Source organism: Actinoplanes italicus, assembly GCF_003001815.1.
GTDB lineage: Bacteria > Actinomycetota > Actinomycetes > Mycobacteriales > Micromonosporaceae > Actinoplanes > Actinoplanes italicus.
Genome location: NZ_PVMZ01000003.1, coordinates 133602 through 158886, shown reverse-complemented (window position 1 = coordinate 158886; position 25285 = coordinate 133602). Strand labels below are relative to the sequence as shown.

At 70.3% G+C, this 25285-nt stretch carries 18 protein-coding genes; 10 read left to right on the top strand and 8 right to left on the bottom strand.

What is annotated here, in order from left to right; translation table 11 throughout:
* Positions 1–138 precede the first annotated feature (138 nt).
* The 3 genes from CLV67_RS08385 to CLV67_RS08375 are packed head-to-tail and all read left to right on the top strand — an operon-like array spanning position 139 to position 3043.
* Positions 139–1866, top strand: a complete 1728-nt coding sequence (locus CLV67_RS08385; RefSeq protein ID WP_106316614.1) for a purine-cytosine permease family protein — start codon at positions 139–141, stop codon at positions 1864–1866.
* Positions 1866–2468 (top strand): TetR/AcrR family transcriptional regulator, encoded by a 603-nt coding sequence (locus CLV67_RS08380; protein WP_106316613.1) that lies wholly within the window; start codon positions 1866–1868, stop codon positions 2466–2468. The genes CLV67_RS08385 and CLV67_RS08380 overlap by 1 nt, the downstream gene beginning before the upstream one ends.
* The gene (locus tag CLV67_RS08375; protein ID WP_106317092.1) at positions 2465–3043 is read left to right on the top strand and encodes a TetR/AcrR family transcriptional regulator; all 579 of its coding nucleotides are present in this window, start codon (positions 2465–2467) and stop codon (positions 3041–3043) included. Before CLV67_RS08380 ends, CLV67_RS08375 begins: the two co-directional genes overlap by 4 nt.
* A gap of 6 nt (positions 3044–3049) precedes the next feature.
* Here the strand turns inward: CLV67_RS08375 and CLV67_RS08370 are convergent, their stop codons facing one another.
* From CLV67_RS08370 to CLV67_RS08360, 3 genes are all read right to left on the bottom strand, one after another.
* Complete coding sequence (locus CLV67_RS08370; RefSeq protein WP_106316612.1) at positions 3050–3757, bottom strand: hypothetical protein; 708 nt, start codon at positions 3755–3757, stop codon at positions 3050–3052.
* A 116-nt stretch (positions 3758–3873) separates the two neighbouring features.
* Positions 3874–4737 carry a GDSL-type esterase/lipase family protein gene (locus CLV67_RS08365; protein WP_106316611.1) on the bottom strand — a complete coding sequence of 288 codons (864 nt, stop codon included), beginning with the start codon at positions 4735–4737 and terminating at the stop codon, positions 3874–3876.
* Between the two features lie 50 nt (positions 4738–4787).
* On the bottom strand, positions 4788–5798 hold the full coding sequence (locus CLV67_RS08360; protein WP_170153780.1) for a sugar ABC transporter substrate-binding protein: 1011 nt from the start codon (positions 5796–5798) through the stop codon (positions 4788–4790).
* 169 nt (positions 5799–5967) lie between these two features.
* Between CLV67_RS08360 and CLV67_RS08355 the strand changes: the two genes are divergently transcribed.
* The 4 genes from CLV67_RS08355 (at position 5968) to CLV67_RS08340 (ending at position 10948) form a co-directional block, all read left to right on the top strand.
* Complete coding sequence (locus tag CLV67_RS08355; protein WP_106316609.1) at positions 5968–7908, top strand: putative bifunctional diguanylate cyclase/phosphodiesterase; 1941 nt, start codon at positions 5968–5970, stop codon at positions 7906–7908.
* Positions 7909–7986: 78 nt separating this feature from the next.
* A complete protein-coding gene (locus tag CLV67_RS08350; protein ID WP_106316608.1) occupies positions 7987–9135 on the top strand; it encodes a hypothetical protein in 1149 nt (382 codons plus the stop codon).
* A gap of 68 nt (positions 9136–9203) precedes the next feature.
* Complete coding sequence (locus tag CLV67_RS08345) at positions 9204–9719, top strand: SigE family RNA polymerase sigma factor (RefSeq protein ID WP_106316607.1); 516 nt, start codon at positions 9204–9206, stop codon at positions 9717–9719.
* Positions 9716–10948 carry a hypothetical protein gene (locus CLV67_RS08340; RefSeq protein ID WP_106316606.1) on the top strand — a complete coding sequence of 411 codons (1233 nt, stop codon included), beginning with the start codon at positions 9716–9718 and terminating at the stop codon, positions 10946–10948. The genes CLV67_RS08345 and CLV67_RS08340 overlap by 4 nt, the downstream gene beginning before the upstream one ends.
* A 50-nt stretch (positions 10949–10998) precedes the next feature.
* Here CLV67_RS08340 and CLV67_RS08335 read toward each other — a convergent pair whose 3' ends face one another.
* Complete coding sequence (locus CLV67_RS08335) at positions 10999–12357, bottom strand: glycoside hydrolase 5 family protein (RefSeq protein WP_239166244.1); 1359 nt, start codon at positions 12355–12357, stop codon at positions 10999–11001.
* A 386-nt stretch (positions 12358–12743) separates the two neighbouring features.
* On the opposite strand from CLV67_RS08335, the gene CLV67_RS08330 reads away from it, so the two are divergent.
* Positions 12744–13538, top strand: a complete 795-nt coding sequence (locus CLV67_RS08330) for a metallophosphoesterase family protein (RefSeq protein WP_106316604.1) — start codon at positions 12744–12746, stop codon at positions 13536–13538.
* Positions 13539–13567: 29 nt separating this feature from the next.
* Here the strand turns inward: CLV67_RS08330 and CLV67_RS08325 are convergent, their stop codons facing one another.
* From CLV67_RS08325 to CLV67_RS08315, 3 genes are read right to left on the bottom strand one after another with little or no spacing between them, the layout of a single operon-like run.
* Positions 13568–15568: a prolyl oligopeptidase family serine peptidase gene (locus tag CLV67_RS08325; protein ID WP_106316603.1), complete on the bottom strand. Its 2001-nt coding sequence runs from the start codon at positions 15566–15568 to the stop codon at positions 13568–13570.
* Between the two features lie 15 nt (positions 15569–15583).
* A complete protein-coding gene (locus CLV67_RS08320; protein ID WP_106316602.1) occupies positions 15584–16882 on the bottom strand; it encodes an SPFH domain-containing protein in 1299 nt (432 codons plus the stop codon).
* Complete coding sequence (locus CLV67_RS08315) at positions 16879–18465, bottom strand: SPFH domain-containing protein (RefSeq protein WP_106316601.1); 1587 nt, start codon at positions 18463–18465, stop codon at positions 16879–16881. The genes CLV67_RS08320 and CLV67_RS08315 overlap by 4 nt, the downstream gene beginning before the upstream one ends.
* Positions 18466–18745: 280 nt before the next feature.
* On the opposite strand from CLV67_RS08315, the gene CLV67_RS08310 reads away from it, so the two are divergent.
* Positions 18746–20362: an alpha/beta hydrolase gene (locus CLV67_RS08310; RefSeq protein WP_170153779.1), complete on the top strand. Its 1617-nt coding sequence runs from the start codon at positions 18746–18748 to the stop codon at positions 20360–20362.
* A gap of 9 nt (positions 20363–20371) precedes the next feature.
* Here the strand turns inward: CLV67_RS08310 and CLV67_RS08305 are convergent, their stop codons facing one another.
* A complete protein-coding gene (locus CLV67_RS08305) occupies positions 20372–23530 on the bottom strand; it encodes a DUF4132 domain-containing protein (RefSeq protein WP_146169013.1) in 3159 nt (1052 codons plus the stop codon).
* Positions 23531–24211: 681 nt separating this feature from the next.
* Between CLV67_RS08305 and CLV67_RS08300 the strand changes: the two genes are divergently transcribed.
* Entirely contained in the window at positions 24212–25285 is a 1074-nt protein-coding gene (locus CLV67_RS08300) for a nucleoside hydrolase (protein ID WP_239166243.1), read from the top strand.

Here is a 25285-nt window from a genome sequence, read left to right as displayed (position 1 = left end):
GTGAACCCTGCAGGCGAGGGCCGGGAGGGCATGCCAATGAGGGCACAGCATGACCGACTGCACCGAGCGGCACCATCTCGCGCCGAACCGTGAACCCTGCAGGCGAGGGCCGCGAGGGCATGCCAATGAGGGCACGGCATGACTCACACCCGCAACGCCGTCGTAACACCGGACAGCGAAATTTGCCCTGTGTCGACGGACAACGCGCGGGCGGCCGCAGAGGACAGCCTGGAGGACTACGCCTTCCGCTATGTGCCGCGCACCTTCCGGCGGTGGAGCGCGGCCTCCGTCGGCGCGACCGCCCTCGGGTCCATCGCGTTCCTCGCCGACTTCTCGATCGGCGCGAGCATCGGCATCGACCACGGCACCGCCAACGCCGTGCTCGGCATCGTGTTCGCGTCGGTCATCATCGTCATCGTCGGCGTGCCCGTCGCCTACTACGCCGCCCGCTACAACCTCGACCTCGACCTGATCGCCCGTGGCTCGGGATTCGGCTACTACGGCTCGATCATCACGACGGTGATCTTCGCTGGCTTCACCTGCATCTTCTTCGCGCTGGAGGGCGCCATCATGGCGCAGGGGCTGCAGGTGGCGACGGGGATGCCGCTGTGGCTCGGCTATCTCATCTCGACAGTCGTCGTGATCCCGATCGTCATCTACGGCATGCGTGCGCTGGAACGCCTGCAGTTCTGGACCACGCCCCTGTGGCTCGCCCTCGCCCTGCTGCCGCTGCTGTGGATCCTCGTCTCCGACCCCGAGGTGGTGCGCGCCTTCACGTCGTTCACCGGCGATTCCGACGGCTCGATCAGCATCGGCGCCGTGGTCTCGAGTGCGGCCGTGTGCTTCGCCCTCACCCCTCAGCTCGCGGAGCAGATCGACTACATCCGCGCCATGCCGCCGCGCACGCCGGCGAACGCACGCTCGTGGTGGACCTCGTTCGCGTTCGCCGGCCCGGGATGGGTCGTCTTCAGCGGCACCAAGCAGGTGATCGGGGTGTTTCTCGCCGTCTACCTCCTCGTGAGAGTCGAACCCGCTCTCGGGCATCAGGCGGCCGAACCGGTCAAGCAATTCGTCGAGATGTACCGGACCCTCGTCCCCGACTGGCTCGCGATCGTTCTGGCCCTGGTACTCATCGTGGTCGCACAGGTGAAGATCAACGTGACGAACGCGTACTCGGGCTCGCTCGCGTGGTCGAACGTCTTCACCCGGATGGCGAAGCACTACCCGGGTCGCACGATCTTCGTGCTGTTCAACCTCGTGATCGCCTACGCGCTCATGATGCTGGACATCTTCGCCCTCATCTCCTTCGTGCTGAGCCTCTACGCGAACGTCGTCATGGCATGGCTCGTGACGATCGCCACCGACATCGCCGTCAACAAGTGGGTGCTGCGCATCTCGCCGCGCTTCCCCGAGTTCCGCCGCGGCATGCTGCACGACTGGAACCCGGTCGGGCTCGTGTCGGTGGGACTCGCCTCGGTGCTGTCACTGCTCGCGTTCGCCGGGCTGCTCGGCGCCGCCGTCAAGCCGTTCTCGGTGCTCATCGCGATCGGCGTCGCGTTCGTGGCCACGCCGGTCACGGCCGTCGCCACGCGGGGTCGCTACTACCTGCGCCGCCGCTCCGACGGGATCGACTCCCCCCGGTTCGACGAGCACGGCAACCCCTCGGGCGAGCGGCTCCGCTGTCACGTCACCGGGTACACGTTCGAGCGGCCGGATATGCTGGCCTCGGCCGAGAGAGGACCGCACGGCGAAGTGCAGTACGTCTCGTCGCTGGCGCTCACCCTCGACGATTCCGATCACTACGTGCTCCCGCCGGAAGTCACCGGGCCCCAGCACTGGGCGGCCGCTCGAAAGAGGGAGACGTGATGGAGGAGCCGGTCGACACCGCTACCGCCATTCTGGCGAGCGCCGCGGTGCTGCTGCGCGAACGCAGCTTCGACGACATCTCCTATCGTGCCCTCGCCGACGAGGTCGGCATCTCGGAGCGCACGATCTACCGCCAGTACCCCACGCGCGCGCATCTGCTCGCCGCGCTCTCGAACTGGCTCGAGCAGACCTGCTTCCCGCTGGCGCCGTTCGTGACCGTGTCCGACTTCTGCGCCGCCGTGCACGAGCGCTTCCGCGCCTTCGACGCGTCGCCCGCGTACGCGTACGTCGGCGCGCGGGCGTCCGCGATCTCGCCGACGCTCGACACCGAGCAGGCCTACATCACGCGGGCGATCGAGGCGATGCTCGACGTGTCGGCGCCGACGCTCAACCGGCGGGATCGGCGGCGGGTCTCGGCATCCCTGCGCTACTTCTCGTCGGCGATGTTCTGGGCTCGGCTGCGCACGGGTTTCGACCTCGACGCCGACGAGATCTGCGACGCGTTCGACCGCGCTGTGGGCACCGTGCTCGCGAGGCTGCCCCACACCACGTGGGCGGAGCCGATCGCGGGGCGGCCCGGCGTCACGTGGGCGGAGCCGTGACCGAGCCGGCGGCGGTCCCGGCGCTGAGCGGCACGCAAGGGGCGATCCTCGCCGCCTACGCCGAGCTGATCGAGGAGCTCGGCAGCGACGACGTCTCGTACCGTGTCATCGCACGCCGGGCCGGTATCGCCGAACGCACGGTGTTCCGCAACTATCCCACGCGCGTCGACCTGTTGCTGGCGACCGCGGCCTGGATCGAGGCGACGTTGTTCGCCCGCGAGGAGTCGCACTCGATCTTCGACATCCCCCTCGCGATCCGCGACGCGATGCAGCGGTACGACGCACGGCCGGAGCTCGCGCACGTCGTCGCCGAGACGGCGATGCGCGGCGTGAGCGGCGCGGCGCCGTCGCCCGGCCGGGCACAGCTCGAACGACTGCTGGATGCCGAGGTGCCGTCCCTCGACGCGGCGCAGCGCAGGGCGGTCATCGCGGCGCTGTCGCACCTCGACTCCGTCGGGACCTGGGTGACGTTCCACCGCGAGTTCGGTATGGACCGGCGTGACATCGCCGACGCCGCCGGGTGGGCCGCGGAGGCGGTACTCGACAGCATCCGCGACCGCGTCACCCCGGCCTAGGGCCTGTCACACCTGGTTGGACGGTTCCCCGGCGATCAGCTTGTCGACCTTGCCGTCGGTGTGGGCAAGCTCCTCCTCGATGCGGGCGTGCTCGCCGGGGATGTGCGCGATGATCGAGCCGGCCTCGGCCATGTACGGCGGGCTGCCCGGCTCGAAGTTGATGTTCCACCGGGTCTTCCAGACGCGCTCGGCCGCGGCGGTGGCGGCCTTGTCGATCTGCGCGGCCAGCCACTTCTTGTCGGCTTCGGTCAGTGCCACGGGGATGTCCTCCAGATGCCAGGAAGCGGTCGAGGCTTCGAGCTTGGTCTCGTACGAGGCGGAGAAGTGGGCGTGCTGGGTGTGCGCGTTGTCGCCGCTGTAGGCGCGCTGCCGCCAGCCGTTCGACCCCTCCCAGATCCGCCGGTTGTAGATCACGTAGCGGAGCCGCTTCTCGGCGCCGCTACGGCAGCGGCCGACGACGTGCTGGACCACCATCTCCATCGTCAGATTCGGTTCACGCAGGTTGACGTCGAGGTCGATGGCGTGGACCTCGTGTTTCGAGTCCGCGTCCCGGATCGGTACCCGCCCGACCTCGTCGTCGTTGTGGTCGGAGACCCGGCTCTGGTGCGCCGTGTCACCGATCGTGCCGTCACTGGACTTGTCCCTGTTCGGTGCGAGCCGGTTCAGTTCGGTGCGCAACTGCCCCAGACACGGCACGAGAATCCAGGTGGCCATCGGGCTCCTCTCAGCGTCCGCTGCCGTTCCTGGAGCAGGTATATCTCCCGGACAGGTGTGCTGAAATCACCCGTTACCGCAAAAGGAGGTGCCAGATTCACGAAATGTGATGCCGGTCACCAGGTGAAGCGACCGGGATAGACCACATCGGCCAGTTCCTTCTGACCCTCGGCGTTCGGATGGAAATAGTCGAACTTGTTCAACTGATCCAGATCGAATCGCACCCGATGAGCGGCTCCGCCGTCCCAGCGGCAGCGGTCGCCGTACTCCCGGCATGCCTGTCGCAGTTGGGTGTTGTAGTCGTCGACCCGATCCCGGACCTGTTCCCGTCGTTTCTGATCAGCGTCAGCCGTGGAGGTGGGTGCGGCCAGCATGGACGGGCAGATCCCGCCCTGGCTCCAGATCTCGACCGCCTTCGGGTCCTCCCGGCCCACCTGCCAGAGCCGGTGGAGGTCGGGGATGCTGACCATCAGCACCCGCGCCTTGGGCAGGCCCTTCTTCAGCCGGGCCAGGCCCGCGTCGATCTGCTCGCGGAAGGTCGCCACCGGTGTCATGTCCCGCACCCGGCCGGCGCACGCGTCGTTGGCACCGATCAGGATCGTCACGTACTGCGGTTTCAGGTCGACCGCCCGGCGGGCCTGGGTCTCCAGCGCGTCGGCCTCGGCGCCGGGTGACGCCAGATTGTCGGCGTTGCCCTCGATCTTGTCGTTCTTCTCCAGGATCCGCTGGTAGTGGCTCTGGATCGCGGCGTTGTTCCCGGTGGACCAGGAGTTGCGGGCGCAGGCCACGTACGCGAGGCAGGCGCCGAGACCCGCGGTGATCGAGTCGCCGAGCGCCACCATCGAGGCCGGATAACCGGTCGCCGGGCGGGTCGGCTCCGGCTCACCGGACGGTTTCGGGGTGGCGCGGCCGGCCCCGTCACAGGCCAGGGCGAAGGCGGCGAGCGCTGCCAGAGCGACGACATGCCAGCGATGAATCACGGTCCCCCCATCACGGCCCCGGCCGGGTGCCGCAACAGTACTCGGGGTTCCTAGCTCACTTCGGACATCGGGCGCAGATTGGCAGGGTCCGACAGGATCGTCTCGATCTCGGCGGCGAAGGCCTGTGCGCGCGTGGTGATGGTCGCCTGACGGGCCACCACGGCGTCGACGTTGGCCTGGTCGATCGCGAGGCCGGGCACGTACAGCCAGCCCTGCGGCAGCGCCCTGCCGGTCTTGGCGTGCTCGGCCTGCAGACGGCCGGCGACCGCACCTTTGAGAAAGTTCTCCGGTGAGACCAGCAACAGGTCGCCGGCCTTCACAGCGGCCAGTGACTTGGGGTCGATGTCGAAGGCTCCGGCGATCCAGGAGGCGTCGTCCTTGCGGCGCAGGGCGGCCAGGTTCCAGCCGTCGGCGTCGCCGGTGCCGATGAACGCGAGCGCCGACGAGTTCGCCTTGACCAGGCTCCTCCAGGCCTCCAGGTTCGCCTCGACCTCCTGCTTGGTGTCGAACGGGCCGACCAGGGTCACCTTCGGGAGCTTCTCCTTGATCTCGTCGCGGATGCCCTTGGCCCGGCGGTCGAGGACGGTGACGCCGGGTGAGGAGGTGCCCAGGACGATCTTGCCGGTGACGGTGCCGGCCGGGAGCCTCGCGATCACCTGCCGGGCGAGCAGGCGGCCCAGCGCGTAGCTGTCGTTGCCGATGAACAGCTGGACCCCGGCCGACGGCAGGACCGGGCTGTCCACCGCGATGACCGGCACACCCGCGGCGACCGCCTCGGCCATCGGGCTGACGAACAGGTCCGGGGTCAGGGTGAACACCGAGATGCCGTCCCGTGCGGTCGTGACCATGTCGCGGAACAGGCTGAGCTGCCGCGGCCCGTCGACGATGTTCGGGCCGTCCACCTGGTAAGAGACGTCCCCGACGTGGTCCACGCCGGAGATGAACCCGAGGGACATCTCCTGGGAGAAGTTGAGCTGCTTGTTCGCCACCACGAAGCCCACAGTGAGCGATCTGTCCCGATCGTCCTTCTCCTCGGTGCACCCGGCCGTACCGATCAGCACCAGAGCCAACAGAAAGCCAAAGATCCGATATTTCATGGTCTTCCTATTTTCGCCCCAGCCCGAAGTCAGTATGGGCGATCTCCTTCAATCGGGCGGGTGTTCGACCGATCGGACCGCCGCGAAAGGCCGCCTCGTGGCGGCCGGTGACGGACAGCTCTGGGAGGATTGAGTGCTCGCGAAGGTCGTCCGCAGCAAAGCCGTCGCCCGGGCTGCCGTGATCGGGCTCGCGCTCGGCGTCTTCGCCCTCGCGGTGCTGGCCGCGGTCAGCATCACGACCAACGCGCGCACCACCGCCCACATCGAGCACAACTCGCGCATCAGCGACCACTGGTCCCAGATCGACCTGCACATCAGCGTCGAGACCGAGGCGCTCAACGACTACATGGTCGCCAAGAAGTTCGGCAAGGACCTGCTGGACAGCGCCGTGCACTCGACCCGTCCGGACGTCGAGTGGCAGGCCGCCAACGGCGACAGCCTCGACAAGGAGAACATCGTCCTGGTGCAGGACTCCTACGCGGCCTTCACCGACACCCTCAACGAGCTGCGCCGGACCACCAGCAACCGGGACCGGATGAAGGAACTGGCCGATCAGGCCACCCTCGGCGCCTCCTTCCTGCGCAAGTCGGCCAACGCCAACGTCAACCGGCACCGGCTCGCGATGGACTCGTACCTGGCCGACGCGGCAAGCTTCAACCAGAAGCTCAGCCTCGCCGCCGCGGTGATCTGCGGCGCCGACTTCCTGCTGCTCGTGCTCTGCGCCTCGATCCTGCTCACCCACCAGCGCCGGATCGAGGGCCAGGCCGTGGAGAGCCGCTACCGTGCCCTGCACGACGAACTGACCGGCCTGGCCAACCGCGCCCTGCTCGCCGACGAGATCGAGAAGGCGCTGCGCGTGGCCCAGGAGCAGGACGAGTCGGTCGGTCTGCTCCTGCTCGACCTCAACAAGTTCAAGGAGGTCAACGACACCCTCGGGCACCACGCCGGTGACCTGCTGCTCTCCGAGGTCGCGGCGCGCCTCACCGCCGCGGTCCGCGGCACCGACACCGTGGCCCGGCTGGGTGGTGACGAGTTCGCCGTACTCATGCCGGAGATCCACTCCCCCGAGCACTGCTCCGAGATCGCCCGCCGCCTGCTGGAGTCGCTGGAGGGTCCGGCAGAGCTGGACGGCGTGACCGTGGACATCAGCGGCAGCATCGGCGCGGCGGTCTTCCCGCTGCACAGCTCCTCGGGCCCGGAGCTGCTCCAGCACGCCGACATCGCGATGTACACGGCCAAGCGCAACCGCCTCGGCATCGCCGTCTACGACCCGTCCGCGGACCGGCACAGCTCGCAGGAGCTCGGCCTGATCGGCGAACTGCGCCGGGCGATCGACGAGGACGAGCTGGTGCTGCACTACCAGCCCAAGGTGTCGACCAGCACCGGCCGGGTCGTCGGCGTCGAGGCGCTGATCCGCTGGCAGCACCCGCTGCGCGGGCTGCTCTTCCCCGGCGACTTCATCCCGCAGGCCGAGGAGAGCGAGATCATCGTGCCGCTCACCGACCACGTGCTCGGGATGGCACTGGACCAGCACCGGATCTGGCGGGCCCAGGACACGCTGCTCCCGGTCGCCGTCAACGTGCCGACCGTCTGCCTGCTCGACGACACCTTCCCGGACCGCGTGGCGGAGGCCCTCGCCTCCCGCGGCGTCCCGGCCGGCGTGCTCACCCTGGAGATCACCGAGACCTCGATCATCAGCGACCCGGCACAGGCCTCGGCGATCCTGACCCGGTTGCGCGGGCTCGGGGTCCGGCTGTCGGTGGACGACTTCGGCACCGGGTACTCGTCGATGTCGTACCTGCAGAGCATGCCCCTGCACGAGTTGAAGATCGACCGCAGCTTCGTCCGCACACTGGGGGAATCGCACGGCGGCACCGCGATCGTCCGCGCCGTGCTCGAACTGGCCCGGGCCCTGGACCTCGAGGTGGTGGCCGAGGGCGTCGAGGACGAGGCGGCCCTCGTCCTGCTCGGCCAGCTGGGCTGCGCCAACGCGCAGGGTTACCACATCAGCAAGCCGGTACGGGCGACCGATCTGATGGCGTGGCTGGGCCGGCCGGTGCTGGAGTCGGCATGACGGCCTGAACCGGATTTCCGGCGAGGGGGTTCTCCTGAAGTGAACGCGTCGGAAGCATTCACTTCAGGGGCTGATCGCATGTACACCGAACAATGGCCGTCGTATTCACCGGGCGCCTACGAGCAGGCCTGGACCGACTCGGCCTACGGGACTGCCGGTCAATATGATCACGGCTATTCGACGATCACGGTGACTGCCAGGTATTTTCCGCTCGCATTTCTTCTGGCCCTGGTGAAGCCCGTTCTGATCATTGACGGGCAGCCGGTGAGAATCGGGTGGAACGAGCCCGTCGTGGTGCCGGTCACGCCCGGGCAGCACCACGTGCACGTCCACACTCCCTATCTCCTCCCGCGCCGGATGGGTAAGGCGGATCTCGTGGTCACCGCCCATCCCGGCCGGTCCGTGGATCTGGAGTACAAGTCGCCGCTGGTGGTCAACGCCCGCGGCGCGCTCGGATCACCGCCGCAGAAGTACCCGGGCATGGCCGCCTTCATCATCCTGATGGTGCTCACGCTGGTGCTGGCGCTGTGCAGCGCCGCATCGACGTTCTCGAGCCTCGGCCTCCTCTCCGCCCGGCAGACCGCCGGGAGCACCGCCACCCCCGCTCCGTCGGAGGATGGCGTCGTCCCCGCCCTGCCGCCGCTGCCCACCGACGGGCCCGGCCTGCCGACATCCGTCCCGGACCGGACCCGACCGGCCGAGGCGGCCGGCCGTCCCGAGCTGCGGACCGGTGTTCCCGCGCGCCGACTGGCCGGGCCCTCCTTCACGGCCGGCGACGAGACCACGACCAAGGCGTTCACCGGCTGGCCATTCGCCTTCCGGACCCCCGACGGCTGGGACTGCCGCCCGCAGAACGACAAGCGGGTCGCCGACGCCAAGCTCTACGGATGCAGCGACCCGAACGCCGGGAACGGCCGCGGGCTGATCGTCGTCATGCTGCGGCCCTGCCCGTCGGGGTGCGGCACGGCGGTGCAGTCCGCGTTGAACGGATTCTGGTTCGCGCCCACCGACCGGCTCCGCCGCGAGGACGCCACCACGGTGTTCACCGAGTCCGCCAGGGGCACCACCACCGGCGGCTACGAGCTCTACCTGAGCCACTTCTTCGTCGCGGGCGGCCGCTCCGGCGAGCCGGAATGGCAGGTGGCGGTCGCCGCGGTCGCGAAGTCCAAGGACGGTCGCGCCCAGGCACAGAAGGTCCTCAATGACATCCTGAGTCAGACCTCCTGAAAGTCGTCTACAACCGATCCCCGCGGGTCGCCGTCGGACAGGGAGAGACAGCGACAGGGAGCGAGGACATGCCGGAACGAACTGACCGTGACTATCTGGCGTTCGTGCACGCGCGCGTGGCCGAGTTACGGCGTACCGCCTATCTGCTCTGCGGCGATCCACATCAGGCCGACGACTTCGTCCAGGAGACGCTGACGAAGCTCTACGCACGCTGGCCACGGATCGGCCGGGTGGAGAACGTGGACGCGTACGTGCACACGATGCTGGTCCGGGTCTTCCTCGACGACCGCCGGCGCGGCTGGTGGAAGGTGCGGCTGCTGAGCGGGTCGCCCGAGCCGCCACCGGCCGACCAGAACCCGGAGGACGGTCCGGTGGTCCGGGCCGCGCTGGCCAAGCTGCCGCCCCGGCAGCAGGCCGTCCTGGTGCTGCGCTACCTGTGCGACAAACCGGTCCGTGAGGTGGCCGATCTGCTGCGGTGCTCGGAGGGGACCGTGAAGAGCCAGACCGCTCACGGGCTCACCAGGTTGCGCGCCCTGCTCGGTGTACCGGCCCTCGCTCCCGCTGTCTCCCGGGAGAAACGATGAGAGGTGAGGACGAGATGACCGACGAACGCGCCGTCCGGCTGCTGACCCCGCTGCGTGGGGAGCCGGAGGGACCGGCGCGGATCGACGTGGGCCGGGCCATGGCCGAGGGCCGCCGGCGCCGGGTGCTGCGCCGCTGGTCCGGAGGCCTGGCCCTGGTGGCGGTGACCTCGGTCACGGCCGCGGGCGGGACGCTGGCCGCCACCGCCCTGCGGGAGGGGACGCCGGTTCCGTCACCGACGCCCGTCGCCACCGCGTCGGCGGCCGTCAGCGCGGTGCCCGCGGGTCCGGCCGGGCCGAAGGACTGCAGGGTCGACCGGCTGCCCACCGGCCGGGTGACCAAGGCGCTGGTGACCGCGGGTGACCCGAGCGGGCGGTATCTGACCGGCCGCCTCTACAACAACCCGAGCGCCAACACGATCATCTGGCGGGACGCCCGGATCCTCGCCCGGCCGACGGTGCCCGGTGACGACGGCCGGTGGTCCGACATCAACCGGTCCGGAGTCGCGGTCGGGTCCGGTTTCGTCACCGACGATCGTGAGCAGGCCTACGTCTACCGCGACGGGAAGGTCACGGCCCTGAACGGGCGGGCCACCGCCGCATACGCCATCAACGACGCGGGCGTCGTGGTCGGTTCCATCGGCGAGGTGCTGAACGAGGCACCGGTCCGGTGGAACTCGGTCGACGCCAAGGTGACCAGACTGCCGCTGCCGGACGGCGTCACGCTGGGCAGGGCGGAGGGCATCAGCGAGGACGGCACCGTGGTCGGCAGCGTCGAGCCTCCCGGCAAGCGGGAGAGCACCGGATACCTGTGGCTGCCCGACGGCACCGCCAGGATGATGCCGCTGCCGAGCGTCGGCAGGAAGAAGGCCGACCTCTTCTGGCCGGAATCGATCATCGACGGCTGGGTGGCCGGCCGGGCCGTCTTCGACGAGAAAGACGTCAGGACGTTCGCGTCCTTCCGCTACCGGATCGCCGACGGCACCTATGAGCTGCTGGCGCAGAACGTCATCCCGGCCCTGATCTCCGAGAACGGCTGGCTGGCCGGTGACCTCGGCGGACCCGTCGTGCTGGCCGGGAACGAGACGGTGAAACTGCCGCGCCACCCGACCGGCGGCGACTACCAGATCAGCAGCATCAGCGTGGACGGACGGGTGATCGGCGGGTCGAGCTCCTTCAGCCTGCCCGGTGACAAGGTGGGCAACGACCCCCTGATCTGGACCTGCCGATAACGAGGAAGGGGGGCCGGCCGGCCCCCCTTCCCCACCCCGGCCCCTTGCCTCTAGGAGATGGCGACGTCGTCGAACCACACGGCGCCGGTGTTGTCACCCGACTTCAGGTGCAGCTGGACGCTGGTGGCACCGGCCGGGGCGACCGTCTCGACGACCAGCTTGGTCCAGGTGGTGTTGCCTGCCGGCAGGCGGTTCGAGGTGCTCTGGCCGATCCACTTGCCGTTCACGTCGAACCAGCTCAGCGCGATCTCGGTGACACCGGTGGCGGCGGCGCCGCGGGCGTACGCCTCGGCGCGCCAGCGGTAGCCGGCCTGGACGGGGGTGATCGGCGAGGTGACCAGCGAGGGCAGACCGGCGGCGGTACGGGTGGTCCCGGCGAACTTGACCGACTTGGCTCCGCTGCGGACGACGTCGGTGCCGACGACGGGAACACCGGCGTCGGTGTTTGCCAGGCGCCACGGCGAGTCGGACGCGGCCGCCTCGAAGCCGAGGTTCAGCAGTGAGTTCGGGACGGCGCCGGTGGTCCACCAGGTACGCACGACGGTGGACGCGAACTTCGGGGCGCCGTCGGCACGGTAGAGGCCGAACTTGTACTGGGCCGGCATCTGCGACACCTGCGAGTTGGCGGGGATGGCGCCGTTCGAGAAGTCGTTCAGCGTCCACGGCGACACCGAGCCGACACCCGCCTCGGAGGCGGCGCGGAACACGCGGGCCAGGTAGACGCCCTGCTCGCCCTCGCTGACGACGGCGCTGCTGACACCGGTCTCGCCGATCACGATCGGGGCAGGAGAGACGGCCGCCTGCGCTTTGCGGATCTCGGCGAGCGCCCGCTCCGAGGAGCCGTAGAAGTGGAAGTCGTAGTAGTCGAGCGGGGTGCCGCCCAGCTCGGACCTGATCTTCGCCATGCCGGCCGCGCCGGTGCCGCCGTCGACCGAGAGGGTCAGCGGCATGGTCGGGGCGTACGCCCGGATCGCCGGGATGAGCTGCTTGACCCAGGTGACCGCGGCCGCGTCGCCGGGCTGGAACTCGTTCTTCAACTCGACGGCGAGGATGCGGGGGTCGTCCACGTAGGGTGCGAGCACCGACTTGGCCCAGTTGACGCTGTTGGTGACCTCGTTGTAGCCGGACCACCAGTCGAACAGGGTGATCTTGACGGTGAGGCCGTGCGCGTCGGCGATGCTCACGAACTTACGGAGCTTCTCGGTGTACTCCGGCTTCGGCGCGGGCCAGCCGAAGGCCTGCGGGAAGACGATCACCCGGACGTTGTCGGCGCCCAGCTCCGCGATCTTCGCGAGGTCGGCGTCCACCCTGACCGCGTCGAAGCCGGTCCACATCGCCGACCAGCCGGCGTCCGAGGGGTAGTAGTTCATCGACTTGGCGGTCTGCACCGCGGCCATCCGGTCGGCCATGGAGGAAGTCTGGCCGGTAGCGAGGGACGGGGCGGAAGTAAGGCCGAGCGTCATCAGAACGGAGGAGGCAAGGGCTGCGGTGCGAACGCGGAAGCTGCTCATGGGGGGATGGATGCCTCTCGCAAGTTGCTTTTCGGGGGTGACCTCTCATTCGGCGGCGGCGTCGGTCCCTGCAGGGTCCCGCTGATGGCAAAGGGGTTGCAAACGGGGTGTCGTCCCCTTTCTAGCGTTGCGGTCCGGTTGCCGCCGGGCCCGATCGCCGCAGTCCCCCTTCAGCGGTACCCGGCCCCCGGGTTGCCGGACGGTTACCGACTTGCATTGATCCACAGCTCGCGATTCGATGGGCGTCGACGCGCGCATCGACCAAGGCACGGGGGCTGACTGACATGCGGCTGCTGGACGACCGGCCGAAACGGCTGGCGACGCTCCCGTACCGGGCCGCGGGTCCCGGCGGCGCCACCCGGAACCTGCAACTCGCCGTCGAGACCCTCCGGGTCGACACGCTCCCGACCGGCTGTGCGGCCCTGCTCGCCACCGGCGACCTGCAGGGTGTCGCGCCCGCGCCGACCGGCGGCGGCCCGGTCCTGCTCGGCGCCGCGCTGGCCGGCTATCTGCGCCTGTGGGCCGAGGGCGGCCTGGTGCCCCCGCCCGGCGAGATCGGGGTGCTGCTCACCGGCGACTTCTACTCGGCGCCGAACGCCGACCGGCGCGGCGTATCGGGCGACGTGTACGACGTGTGGGCGGCCTTCGCGGCGGCCGGCTGCCCGGCGGTGCTCGGCGTCGCCGGCAACCACGACGAGGTCTCCGCCGGCCGCGTCGCCGCCCTCGGACCGAGTACCGCCCTTCTGGACGGCTCCCGGCACCGTTTCGGCGACCTCACGGTCGCCGGGGTCAGCGGCGTCATCGGAGACCCGGCAAGACCTTTCCGTCGTACGGAGGACGCGTTCCTGGCCGCGGTCGGCGAGGTCACCTCGCCCCCGCCGGACGTCCTGCTCCTGCACGAGGGCCCACGCGGGACGGGCCCCGACCAGCCCGGCCGGGTGGCCCTGCGCGACCTCCTGGAGCGGCGGACCCCCTCGATCACCCTGTGCGGTCACGTTCACTGGAACCGCCCGGCCGCTCCACTCGGCACCGGTCACATCGTCAACGTGGACGCCCGGGCCGTGCTTTTCACCAGGTGAGCCCGGTCTCCGTCGGCCGGCGGTCTCCGTCAGCTGGCGGTCTCCGTCAGACGCCGCCAGAGGAACTCGAGGACCAGGGCATCCATGGTGGCGGCCTGGCTGTTGTCGGCGGCGCCGGCATGGCCGCCCTCCACGTTCTCGTGGTACGTGACGTCGTAGCCGAGCTCCAGCATCAGGGCGGCCATCTTACGGGCGTGCCCGGGATGGACGCGGTCGTCGCGGGTCGAGGTCGTGAACAGGACCGGTGGGTACGCTCGTCCGGGCCGGACGTTCTGGTAGGGCGAGTACTGCCGCAGGAACTCCCAGTCGGCGGTGACGTCCGGGTCGCCGTACTCGGCCACCCACGACTTGCCGGCCAGCAGTTTCGTGTAGCGACGCATGTCGAGCAGCGGTACGGCCGCGACGACCGCCCCGAACAGCTCCGGGTATCGGGTCAGCATGACGCCCATCAGCAGACCGCCGTTGCTGCCACCGCGGATGCCCAGCCGCTCCGGCTTGGTGATCCCCCGGGCGACCAGGTCGGTCGCGACGGCCGCGAAGTCCTCGTACGCCCGTGGCCGGTTCTCCCGCAGCGCGGCGCGGTGCCACGCGGGGCCGTACTCGCCGCCGCCCCGGATGTTGGCGAGCACGAAGGTGCCGCCGCGCGCCAGCCAGCCGCGCCCCGCGACGCCGCTGTAGCCGGGGACCATCGGCACCTCGAAGCCGCCGTACCCGGTGAGCAGCGTGGGACCGGCGTCGTCGCGGCCGACGACGAAGTACGGCACCCGGGTGCCGTCCGCCGAGGTGGCGAAGAACTGCCGGACCGTCAGACCGTCGGCGTCGAAGAACTCCGGCTGCCGTTTGAGGACCTCGACCGGACCGCCGACCGTGCCGAGACTGAGCGTCGCGGGGCTCAGGAAGCCCTCAGAGCAGATCAGGAAGGCGTCGCCGTTGTGCGGGTCGGTGTCGACGATCCGGACCTGGTCGAACTCGCCGGCGCCCGGCAGCGGCTCCCGCCGCCACTGCGGCGTGTCCGGGGTGAGGATCTCGATCCGGGTCCTGACGTCACTCATCGTGACCAGCAGCAGGTGGTTACGGGTCCACGCCCAGCTGGTGAGCGACGTGTGCTCGTCCGGGCGGAACAGGACGGTGAACTCGCGCCGGTCGAGCTCGGTGACCAGCAGCGCGCCGGCCGGATGGGTGACCCCGCCGACCGTCCACGGTGACCTGAGCAGGACCAGCAGCCGGTTGCGATGCGACTCGACGGCGGCGTCGTCGGGCACGTCGATCCGCACCAGCTCGCCCGACGACGTGACCAGATGACGCTCGGTGTGGTGGAAGTCCCGTCTCCGGATCACCACGTCCAGCTCGTGGCCCTCGGTCGGGTCGTGCACCGCATGGACCAGCACGTCGTCGGCGTCGCCCTCGAAGACCGTCTCCGCCTCGGCGAGCGGGGTCCCCCGCCGCCACCGTTTGACGACGCGCGGGTAGCCCGAGGACGTCAGGGAGCCCGGCCCGAAGTCGGTGGAGACCCAGAGGTGGTCGGCGTCGATCCAGCTGAGCCAGGTCTTCGCCTCGGGCAGGGCGAACCCGCCGGCCACGAACTCGCGGCGGACCAGGTCGAACTCGCGCACCACCACGGCGTCGGCGCCGCCCCGGGACAGACTGATCAGGCAGCGGTCGTGACCGGGCCGCAGGACGGTCACGTCGTTCCACGCCCAGTTCTCGCGCTCGGCCTCGTTCAGGGCGCCGACGTCGAGGAGCACGTCCCAGTCGGGTTCGTCGTGGCGGTACTGCTCGGCGGTGGTCCGTCGCCAGACGCCGCGCGGGTGGTCGGCGTCTTTCCAGAAGTTGTAGTACCAGCCGTCGCCGAACCACACCGGGAACGGGATGCGGTCCTTGCTGTCGTGCACCTCGCGGATCGCGTCCCTGGTCCGGGTGAACCCCTCGCCGCCCAGTGCGGTCAGCGTCTCGCTGTTGCGATCCGCGACCCACCGGGCGGCGGCGGGCTCGTCGAGGTCTTCCAGCCAGAGGTAAGCGTCGTCGATCACCGCTCGACGATGGCATCAACCTCCGTTGTTGCCAAGGCCATCCTTGGGCCGGTCGTTGCGCTCGGCGGCCGGCAGCGCGACCGTCCGTGGCAGCAGCTGAGCCGCGAGCAGCGTGGCCAGCGCCGATGTGTCGGCACCACCGTCGCCGTCGGTACGCACCACCACCGGCTGCGGTGCCTGACCGGCGAGCTCGGCGCCCACCTCGAGCCGGCGCAGGGCCAGTTCGTACTGCAGGACGGCCCGGTTGTCGCGGTAAGCCTGGGCGAGCCGCCGCTGGGCCTTCGCCTCGTTCTCGGCCGCGATCAGGCCGCTGCGACCCCGCGTCTCGATCTCGAACCGGACCCGCTGCGCGTTGGTCTCCTGCTCCTCGAGCAGCTGGGCGACCTGCTCGCGGGCCTTGTTGAGCGAAGCCTTGACCTCGACGATCCGGGCGTCGCGCACCTTCTTGGCCCGCTCGATGTCCATCTGGAGCTGATCGATCCGGCGCTTGCGGGTCAGGCCCCACTCCTGCTCGTAGGCGGTGCTCTCCTTGGCGACCCGCTCGCGGGTGGCCAGGTGCTGCTGGTACTGGGCCGGCAGCTGCACGTCCGGGATGTTGCAGCCGGTGATCCGGACGCCGTACCGGTCGAGCTGGCGGTTCAGCAGGTCCTGCATGTCGGCGACGTCGGAGCCGCGCAGGTCGTACGCCCGCTCGGTCTGCACCAGACGGGCACGCTGCCGGATCGCGTCCTGGACCGCGCTGGAGAGCACCAGATCGAAGTTGCCGGCGCCGATCGTCCGCACGAACAGCACGGCGTCGGTGATCCGCAGCTTCATGAAGAACTCGATCGAGCGCAGCGGCACGTTCTCCCTGGTGGGGCATGCCATGACCGGCGCCGAGTACGGGATCTCGGTGGCCACGTCGACCACGAACGCGACCCGCGACCACGGGTGCCACAGGTAGTGCCGGCCCGGGTCGAGGGTGCGGGTGACCGCGCCGTACCGGGTCAGCACGCCGTTGGTGCCCTGCTCGATCTCCACGATCGACGACCGCCACCACCAGAGCACGCCGACCAGCAGGAAGAAGACCCCGGAGAGGTACGCCAGGACGGACAGCACGCCGTCGTCGCCGTCGATTGTGAACATCACGCCGGACAGCAGCGCGAGCAGGCCGAGCCAGAGCGGGGCGAGCCAGCCCTGCCGACGGCGATGTTTCGGGATGACGACCGGGACCAGGGTGCCGGCGTCACCACCACGGAGCAGCCGGGCGACGTCGCTCCACGGGGCCACCGCCTCCGAGATGGACGAACTGCGGTTCTTCGCCGGGGCGCTCATGCCTGCTCCTCGTCGTCCTCAGCCGGAACCACCACGACGGCCGGGACCGTCGGGGCGTCGCCGTCGCGCAGTGCGTTGATCTCCTGCTCGCGATCGGCGATCCGGGCCGCGACCTCGGTCAGCCGGGTCCGCATGGCGGCCATGTCGGCCTCGGTGAACAGCTCGTTGCCGCGCTCGCCGACCATCTCACGGGCGAGTTGCAGCAGGTCGACGCCGACCGCGCCGTTCGGGTCGGAGGAGCCGCCGATCCGGATCAGCCGGGGCAGATGACCGGCCACCTCCTCCAGCCGGTCGAGGACCTCACGCTGGTAGCGGTACTCCAGGATCTCCGGCGCCTCGGCAGCGGTCACCGCGCGGATGTCCAGGGCCTGTGCGTCCAGCAGCGCGGCGTTCGCCTTCGCCTCGGACTCGGCCAGGATGTAGCGCTGCCGGGCCGTCGCCTCGGCGCGGTTGGTCTCGCGTTCCAGGGCGGTGTCCATCTGCGCCTGGTACTGGGCGATGTCGGCCTGGATCGCGGACAGCGTCTCCTGCAGGCTGGCGAGTTCCTTGATCAGGTCGCCCTCGTCCTGCTCCTTGCGCAGCGTCAGCGCGTACTCGTGGGTGTAGGCGTCCTTGGCGACCCGGACCATCTCGGGCGCGGCCAGGTCCATCCGGTACTTGCGGTCCGACGGCTCGGCGTGCGTGATGTTGGCGTTGGTCAGCTCGACGGCCGGACGGAACTGCTGGTTGAGCTGGTCCAGCAGGCGGCCGGTGTCCTCGCCGACCATGTTGTAGATGTCCGCGGCCGCCTGCTCGTAGATCAGGCTCCGGATCGTCTCGCTGACCGCGTTGCTCAACTTCTCCTGGAAGCCGCGGACCGCGCCGAGCGTGTAGACGAACTCGACCGGGTCGCTGATCCGGAACTGGATGAACAGGTCGATGGACGCCTTCACCCCGCCCTTGGTGGGCGCCTCACGGACCGGGGCGTTGAACGGGTACTCACGGGTGGTGTTGACGATGTACGACACCCGCTTCCACGGGTTCAGCAGGATGATCCGGCCGGGACCGACCACCTGCTCCAGCTTGCCGAAGCGGGTGATGAGGGCGGCGCAGCCGTCCGGCACCATCACCATGCCCTGCCGCCACCAGACGAAGCCGACCGCCAGCAGCGACAGCACCCAATAGTGAACGCCGAAGTACGGGTTGGTCAGCACGTCCCGGCCGGTCACCCCGAGCCCGGCGGCCGCGATCAGCCCGATCACCGGGAGCAGCAGGACCGGGAGCATGGTCACCAGCGACCGGCCGCGCGGGATCACCATGGGGCAGATGACGTGCGCCTGCTCGCCGCCCTCGCGGCGCAGCTCGCTGCGGTTGAGGACCTCACCGGCCTCGTCCAGCGCGACCATCCGCTGTTCCATGACGGTGTCGACGCTGCCGCCGAGGTCGCGTGCCGCCGGGAAGTCGACCGGGTCGACGCCCGGGTTCGATCCCTCGGTCAGGGCGCCGCCGAGCCGGCGAGCCTCCTCGATGGCCACCGCGCGCGGGTCGCCGCCCTCGGCGACCGCATTGGCGGCTCTGCGTAATCCCTGCTGGAGACGTGTCACGGGTTCCTCTCCCGAAAGCCTGGCGGTGCCGAAATGCTATCGAGCCCCATCAAGCCGAGCAGCCCCGTCAGCGACGGGGTCGCACATTTTCCAACATCCCATCCGCCACTTAGATCCCTGGTTGACATCGATCGGGAATGTTGCGAATGTGCGTCTACCACGTTTCGTGTGTGAACCTGTGAACATGCCCTCTAGGAGAGGCTCTATGTCACCGAAACCTCACTCCGCCCGCCGCGCGGGCGCCGCCCTGCTGGGCACCATACTCCTGACTTTTGCGTCTGTGAACGTTCCCACATCGGCTTCAGCAGGGCCTAAGCCCGGCGACACGTCCTGCGCCACGACCGGTTCCGTCGACTTCGGTGTGGACCTGGCCGGGGACGGCTGGAAGTTCACCACCGGCGACGACCCCGCCTGGTCGGACCCGGCGTTCACCGACGGCGCCTGGCGTGACTGGACCGTCCCGGACAACTGGGGCGCGCACACCGACCTGGCCTCGTACGACGGGTTCGCCTGGTACCGGAAGACGTTCACCCTGCCCGAGCGCCCGGCCGGGGTCACCGACTCGGCCGTGGTCGCCGCGCTCGGCAAGATCGACGACGCGGACCAGGCCTTCCTCAACGGATCGGAGATCGGCCGCACCGGCGGCTTCCCGCCGAGCTTCGACTCCACCTGGGAGGTGCCACGCGAGTACTACCCGGCCGACGGGCTCCTCAGGTGGGGCGGCACCAACGTGCTGGCAGTCCGCGTGTACGACGGCACCGGCGGAGGCGGCTTCTACCAGGGGCCGGTCGGGCTGTTCTCCAAGGCCCGGCTGCGTGCCCTGGCCGGCACCACCGGGACCGCCGCGACCCGTACCCAATTGGCCCATGCCTGTGCCGTCCTGAACCGGCAGCACCGCGCCGTGGCCGCCGGGGACGTCCGTGGCTACGCCGCGACCCTGGCACCGGGCTTCTTCCACCAGGGCGACACCGCCGACCGCCGCCTCACTGAGCTGAAGGCCCTGCTCAAGACCGGGAAGGTCACGCTGACCGACACGCAGGCCGAGGTCTTCGTGGACAACCGCGGCCGGCTCGTCGTCGACACCATCCGCACCTGGACCGGGCTGCCGCCGACCCGCGAGCTGCTCTACATCGACCCGCGCAAGCAGCTCGAACTCGGCGACCGGTCCCGGTTCTTCCGCGACGACTACGCCTCCGCGGCGATGGGCCGCCGGGCGCAGTTCAACGTGTACCTGCCGAAGGACTACACCCGGACCGGCGCCAAGCGGTTCCCGGTCGTCTACATGCTCAACGGCTTCAACGGCAGCAACATCGAGTGGGAGGCACGGAAGATCGACACCGTGCTGGACACACTCGGCGTCGAGGCGATCGTCGTGTTCCCGGACGGCGGCAGCGGCTGGTACGTCGACACCTCGGCCGGCAACTACCGCACCATGATCGTCGGCGAGATCGTGCCGCTGGTCGACAGGGTCTACCGCACGATCCCCGACCGGGACCACCGTGGCATCAGCGGCGTCTCCATGGGCGGGCAGGGCGCCTTCACGCTCGGCCTCAAGAACCCGGACGTGTTCAGCTCGATCGCCAGCCACATGGGCGCGCTCAGCCTGCCGCCGCTCGTCGGCACCCCCGCCGAGCAGGCCGCCAACGCCGGGCTGCGGCCGCTCACGCTGGTCGCCGGCATGACCGCGGCCGACCTGAACCGGCACCGCTTCTACTTCGACGGCGGCGACTCCGACGAGTACCGGTTCGGGGCGGCAGCGCAGCAGATGAGCACCGCGCTGGCCGCCAAGGGCGTCCGCCACGACTACCAGCTCGGCCCGGGCCGGCACGACGACGCGTACTGGATGCCGAAGCTCGAGCGGTCGTTCGCGCTGCACGTCGAACAGTTCCGGCGTTAGAGAGGACGCTCAGTCCAGGACCCGGAGGTCGTGGACCAGTTCGGAGAACACCACCGGCGGCAGATCGCCGAAGGTGAGCGCGCCGCCGCGGACCAGGGACACCCGTTCCACGGTCTGCGGCGGCGCCGTGTCCACGGTGTCCGAGGCGTGCCAGCCCGGATCAGTCTCCAGCAGCGCCCAGACACCACCGCCGAGCGGCTTCGCCATCTGGACCGCGGCGTCGTACCAGCGGGTCCAGCCGTGCCGCTCCAGCCCGCGCAGCACCGCGTACGTGGTCTTGCGGCCGGCCACCCGGGCAAGATCCTCCGGGTCGCGATGGACCGGCCGGTTCAGCTGCTCGAACGGCTGCAGCAGCTCGTAGTCGGCGAACACCTCACCCCAGGCGGCCAGCTCCTCACCGGTCAGGTGCAGCGGGTGCGGCACGTCGACGGTCGCGCCGTCCGGCAGCGTCACCGGGTCGTCCCCGGCCGAGGCGAGCGTGCCGTCCTCGGCGACCCGGACCGTGCCGGTACGGACGTCGCCGTCGAACACACCCCACACCAGGCGCTGTGCCAGGTGCGTCATCCACGGGTGCCCGGCGAAACGGTCCAGGAAGATCGCGGACGGGATCCGCCGTTCCGAGCACATCGCCCGCTCCAGCCGCGCCACGTGCAGCGACGCCGACACGCGGGCCTCCTTGCGCAGGGCCGCCAGCCGCGTCTTGCCGGGCCCTTTCGGCAGGTCGGCACGGATCCGGCCGCCGGCGTCCCGGGCCACCGGCATCAACCGGTGGTCGAAGACGATCCGGAACGTCCCGGCCGGGATCTCCACCACGTCACCGCCGTCCTCGTCGAGGCCCAGCGACGGCACCAGCCGGTCGGCGAGCTCGTCCGTGGTCAGGCCGCGCAGGTCGGCGATCGTCTCGATGTGCTCGCGGGCCCGCTTCCTGAAGACCGGGAACCGCGACTTCTCGGCGAGCAGGCTCAACTCGATCAGGGCGGCGTCGGTGCCGCGCTGGCGCAACGCGTCGAGAACGGCCTGGGCGCGGGCGCTCGCGTTGGTGCCCGCCCACTGCCGGGCGTGCGCGGCCAGTTTCCGGGCGCCGGCGTCGTCACCGATCAGGCCGACCGCCTGCATGCACCAGCCCTCGGACGCCGGCGCACCCGCGGCGACCCAGCGGTCGAACAGCGCGCCGGCGAACGCGGCCCGCGAACCGGCGGTCCAGCGGTCCCGTGCGGCAAGCACGCCCGGATGGACCTCGTCGGCGTCGGAGCTTGCCAGCCGTACCAGAAGATGGTCTTGATCTCCAAGGGTCGCCGTGTCGCCGGAAGCGCTGGTCAGCGGTGGTAGCGGCTCGTCGGTGAGGTAGGCGGGGATCTTGGGCCGTTTCGCCTTCGGGGCGTCCAGCGGATCCTGCTCCAGCAGCGCCACCAGGTCAGCCGCCCGGTCACCCGCCTGGGCCGTGAGCAGCTCGCGGTGACCCTGCGCGGCCAGGTAGCGCAGCACCCGGCCGGTCGCCGGGTCCGCCGGATCGGCCCGCCAGAGCGCGACCGCCCCGGCCGCCGCGTGGTCCGGATGCCGCAGCAGCCACGACCGGGCCGGACGGCGGTGCTTCTTGCCGGTGAACGCCCGCACCATCGGCCCGGCCAGCGCCGGATGCCCGACCGGCTGCGCCGCCGTCAGCGCCGCGTCGACGCTTCCCGGATCCTGGAAAGCGGCCACCAGCGGCGCGACGTGACCCGTCCCGTGCCGCAGCAGCAGCAACGGGTTCAGCCTCACCCAGTAGTGGAACTGCGTGAAGCCGAGCGCCATCAGCCGCTCATGCGTCCATCGTGGCGCCAGGGCCAGCGCGGTCGGCGAGGTCGGGATCGCCCAGTGCTCGCGGTGTTCGAGCCAGGCGGTCACCTGCGCGGCGTCACACCGGCTGATCGGCACGCCGTCCCACTTCTCGGCGTCCTCGTAGACCCCGGACCGCTCGGCCGCCTCGCGTTCCTCGTCCCGCCAGCGAAGACGCGGCTCCACCGGCACGGCCGGGTTCAGCCACACGGGGTGCGCCGCCTTCGGCGGCTGATAGGCGACAGGCGATCCATCGGGTACGGCCTGCGCGGCGGCCGTGAATCCGAAGGTCCACGCGTGCCCCGCGGCCCGCTCCTCCGCCAGCGCCGCCCGTGCGGTGTCGTCGTCGGCGCACGCCAGCAGGGCGCACCACATCCCCTGGTAGTACGGGTCGTCCTCGTGCGGGTAGGTCGGCCGCATCCGTGCCAGCACCGGCCCGGCCGCCGCACCCGCGATGTCCAGCATCCCGGACAGGTAGATCCGCCCGCCCGAGGTGGAGAAGAACTCGTGCCGTACCCGGGGCTCGGTCCTGAGATAGCGCTCCAGGGTGTCGAGATCACCCGAGGCCAGCCCCGACGGGTGCACCGCCGAGTTGCCGAACCGGCCGACGTACAGCATGGCCTCGGCGTGCGCGGCCCGCTCTTCACCACCCGCCCGCGGGCCGACCGGCAGCAGGTAGGTGACCGCCCAGAACAGGTCCGCCCGGGTGTTGCCGGTGAGCTTCGTGGCCCGCCGGTCACGGGTCTCCAGCAGCACGTCCCGCGTCCGGGCGTAGGTGCTCTCGTCCGCGGCGACGAGCAGCTGCCGCAGCCGCCCGAACACCCCGACCCCGGTGTACGGCAGATCGGTGTGGAAACCCTCGAGGAGTCGCCGGCACGCCTCCGGCAGTCCGTGCGAGGCGACCAGGAAGTCGGCCAGCCACTCGTCGACGGCCTCGTGCAGGTACTGGAACCGCTCGCGGACCGCCCGGATCAACGCCATGTCCTCGGACTCCGACCCCACCCGCGCCTCCGGATCGAGAAGCCGCCGGCCCAGCGCCCGGTCGCCGGCCTCGTAGGAGGTGACCAGCTGCCAGACCCGCGAGGGCTCCCTGCCCGCTTCGCGGATGGACTCCCTGCCCGCTTCACGGATGGCGCGGTCCTGTCCCCAGACCGCGTTCCGGAGGCCCGCCCAGGCGTCCTCGAGGCCGGCGAGCGGCCGGATCCCGGTGGTGATGCCACCGCGTCGCGGATGCAGCACCGATCGCAGCCAGTCGCTGACCTCCGGCCCGTCCCGCTGATCCGTGAGAACGGCAGGATCGGGTGCCCATACCGCCGGGGTGGGCGATGGGGGCGGAGCGCTCCAAGACGTCATCGCGACACCCTAGCCACGTACGCGGTCGCCTTCCGCCTCCGGCCGGTCACGACATCGCCGCCCGGAAATCGCCCAGTGACCTGCGGCTCGCCGGCGGCCAGAACCACCCCGCGTGGAGACCTACGGCTCGCCGGCGGGCACAAGTCACCACACCACCCGACGAAACCACCCCGCGTGGAGACCTGCGGCTCGCCGACAGGCACAACCACCCCTGCGTGGTGACCTGCGGCTCGCCGACAGGCACAAGTCACCACACCACCCGACGAAACCACCCCGCGTGGTGACCTGCGGCTCGCCGACAGGCACAAGTCACCACACCACCCGACGAAACCACCCCGCGTGGTGACCTGCGGCTCGCCGGTGGGCGCAAGTCACCACACTGCTGAGGCCGCGCCGGCGCTCAGTCGACGGAGACAGGCAGGACCTGGTCGTCGCGGGACAATCCGGCCGAGCAGGTCGGCCAACGCGTCGCGCCTCCTCGATGGGCCAGGTCCAGCAGAAACCTGCCAGCCGAAACCGCCGGCCGAACGAGACCGCCGGCCGAACGAAACCGGCGGCCGAACGACACCGCCCGGCTAAACGAGACGGCCCGCGCGGGCGGAATCAGCCCACTAAGAGCGACAACGGTCCCGACCTGCGCGCGGACCACGCCGACCGGGAAGGAGGTCTATCGTCAAGCGGGTGGGAGCCCGTCCGGTGATCATCGACTGCGATCCGGGGCACGACGACGCGCTGGCTCTGCTGCTGGCCGTCGGTGATCCGCGGCTCGACGTACGAGGCGTCACCACCGTCGCCGGCAATCAGACGCTGGACAAGACCACGACGAACGCGTTGCGGATTCTCGGCCTGGCAGGCGTCGCCGACGTTCCGGTCGCGGCCGGCCACGACCGGCCGCTGAGCGGCGAACTCACCGTGGCCGAGGACATCCACGGCGCCTCCGGGCTGGACGGGCCGGACCTCGACGTGCCGGTGGGGGCGGTGGCCGGGATCCACGCCGTGGAGCTTATGCGCCGGCTGATCGCGGGGACGGCCGAGCCGGTCACACTCATCGCCACGGGCCCGCTGACCAACGTCGCGTCGCTGCTGCGTGACCATCCGGAGGTCAGGCCCGGCATCGACCGCATCGTCTTCATGGGCGGGTCGACCGAACGGGGCAACACCACGCCGTACGGCGAGTTCAACATCGTCACCGACCCCGAGGCGGCCGACATCGTGCTCCGGTCGGGGCTGCCGGTCACCATGATCGGGCTGAACGTCACGCATCAGGCGCTCGCGACACCCGAGGTGATCGCCGAGTTCCGCGCCATGGAAACCCGGCTCGGCGATGTCTGCGCCGAGTTGATGGTGTTCTTCGCGGGCGCGTACCGCAGGGTGTTCGGTTTCGATCATCCGCCGGTCCATGATCCGATCGCCGTGGCCCAGGTGATCGACCCGGCGATGGTGCGGACCGTGACGGTCGGTGTGGCCGTCGAGCTGACCGGGACGTACACCCGTGGGGCCACCGTCGTCGATCTTCATGGCCGAGCCGGAGACGACCGAACCGGAGACGACCGAACCAGAAACGGCCGAACCGGAGACGACCGAGCCGGAGACGGCCGAACCGGAGACGGCCGAACCGGAAACGACCGAACCGGAAACGACCGAACCGGAGACGGCAACGCCGGAAACGTCCCCCGCGCGGACGTCGCGGTGGGTCTGGACGTGGACGCCTTCTGGCGGCTGCTGATGTCCGCGGTGCGGCGGCTGAGTGGGTAG

Bases quoted from the DNA above. Each gene is read 5' to 3' on its own strand.
- CLV67_RS08330 (WP_106316604.1), top strand. From the start codon at position 12,744: ATGCGGCTGCTGGACGACCGGCCGAAACGGCTGGCGACGCTCCCGTAC.
- CLV67_RS08320 (WP_106316602.1), bottom strand. From the start codon at position 16,882: ATGAGCGCCCCGGCGAAGAACCGCAGTTCGTCCATCTCGGAGGCGGTG.
- CLV67_RS08305 (WP_146169013.1), bottom strand. From the start codon at position 23,530: ATGACGTCTTGGAGCGCTCCGCCCCCATCGCCCACCCCGGCGGTATGG.
- CLV67_RS08380 (WP_106316613.1), top strand. From the start codon at position 1,866: ATGGAGGAGCCGGTCGACACCGCTACCGCCATTCTGGCGAGCGCCGCG.
- CLV67_RS08370 (WP_106316612.1), bottom strand. From the start codon at position 3,757: ATGGCCACCTGGATTCTCGTGCCGTGTCTGGGGCAGTTGCGCACCGAA.
- CLV67_RS08335 (WP_239166244.1), bottom strand. From the start codon at position 12,357: ATGGCCGACCGGATGGCCGCGGTGCAGACCGCCAAGTCGATGAACTAC.
- CLV67_RS08385 (WP_106316614.1), top strand. From the start codon at position 139: ATGACTCACACCCGCAACGCCGTCGTAACACCGGACAGCGAAATTTGC.
- CLV67_RS08350 (WP_106316608.1), top strand. From the start codon at position 7,987: ATGTACACCGAACAATGGCCGTCGTATTCACCGGGCGCCTACGAGCAG.
- CLV67_RS08345 (WP_106316607.1), top strand. From the start codon at position 9,204: ATGCCGGAACGAACTGACCGTGACTATCTGGCGTTCGTGCACGCGCGC.
- CLV67_RS08340 (WP_106316606.1), top strand. From the start codon at position 9,716: ATGAGAGGTGAGGACGAGATGACCGACGAACGCGCCGTCCGGCTGCTG.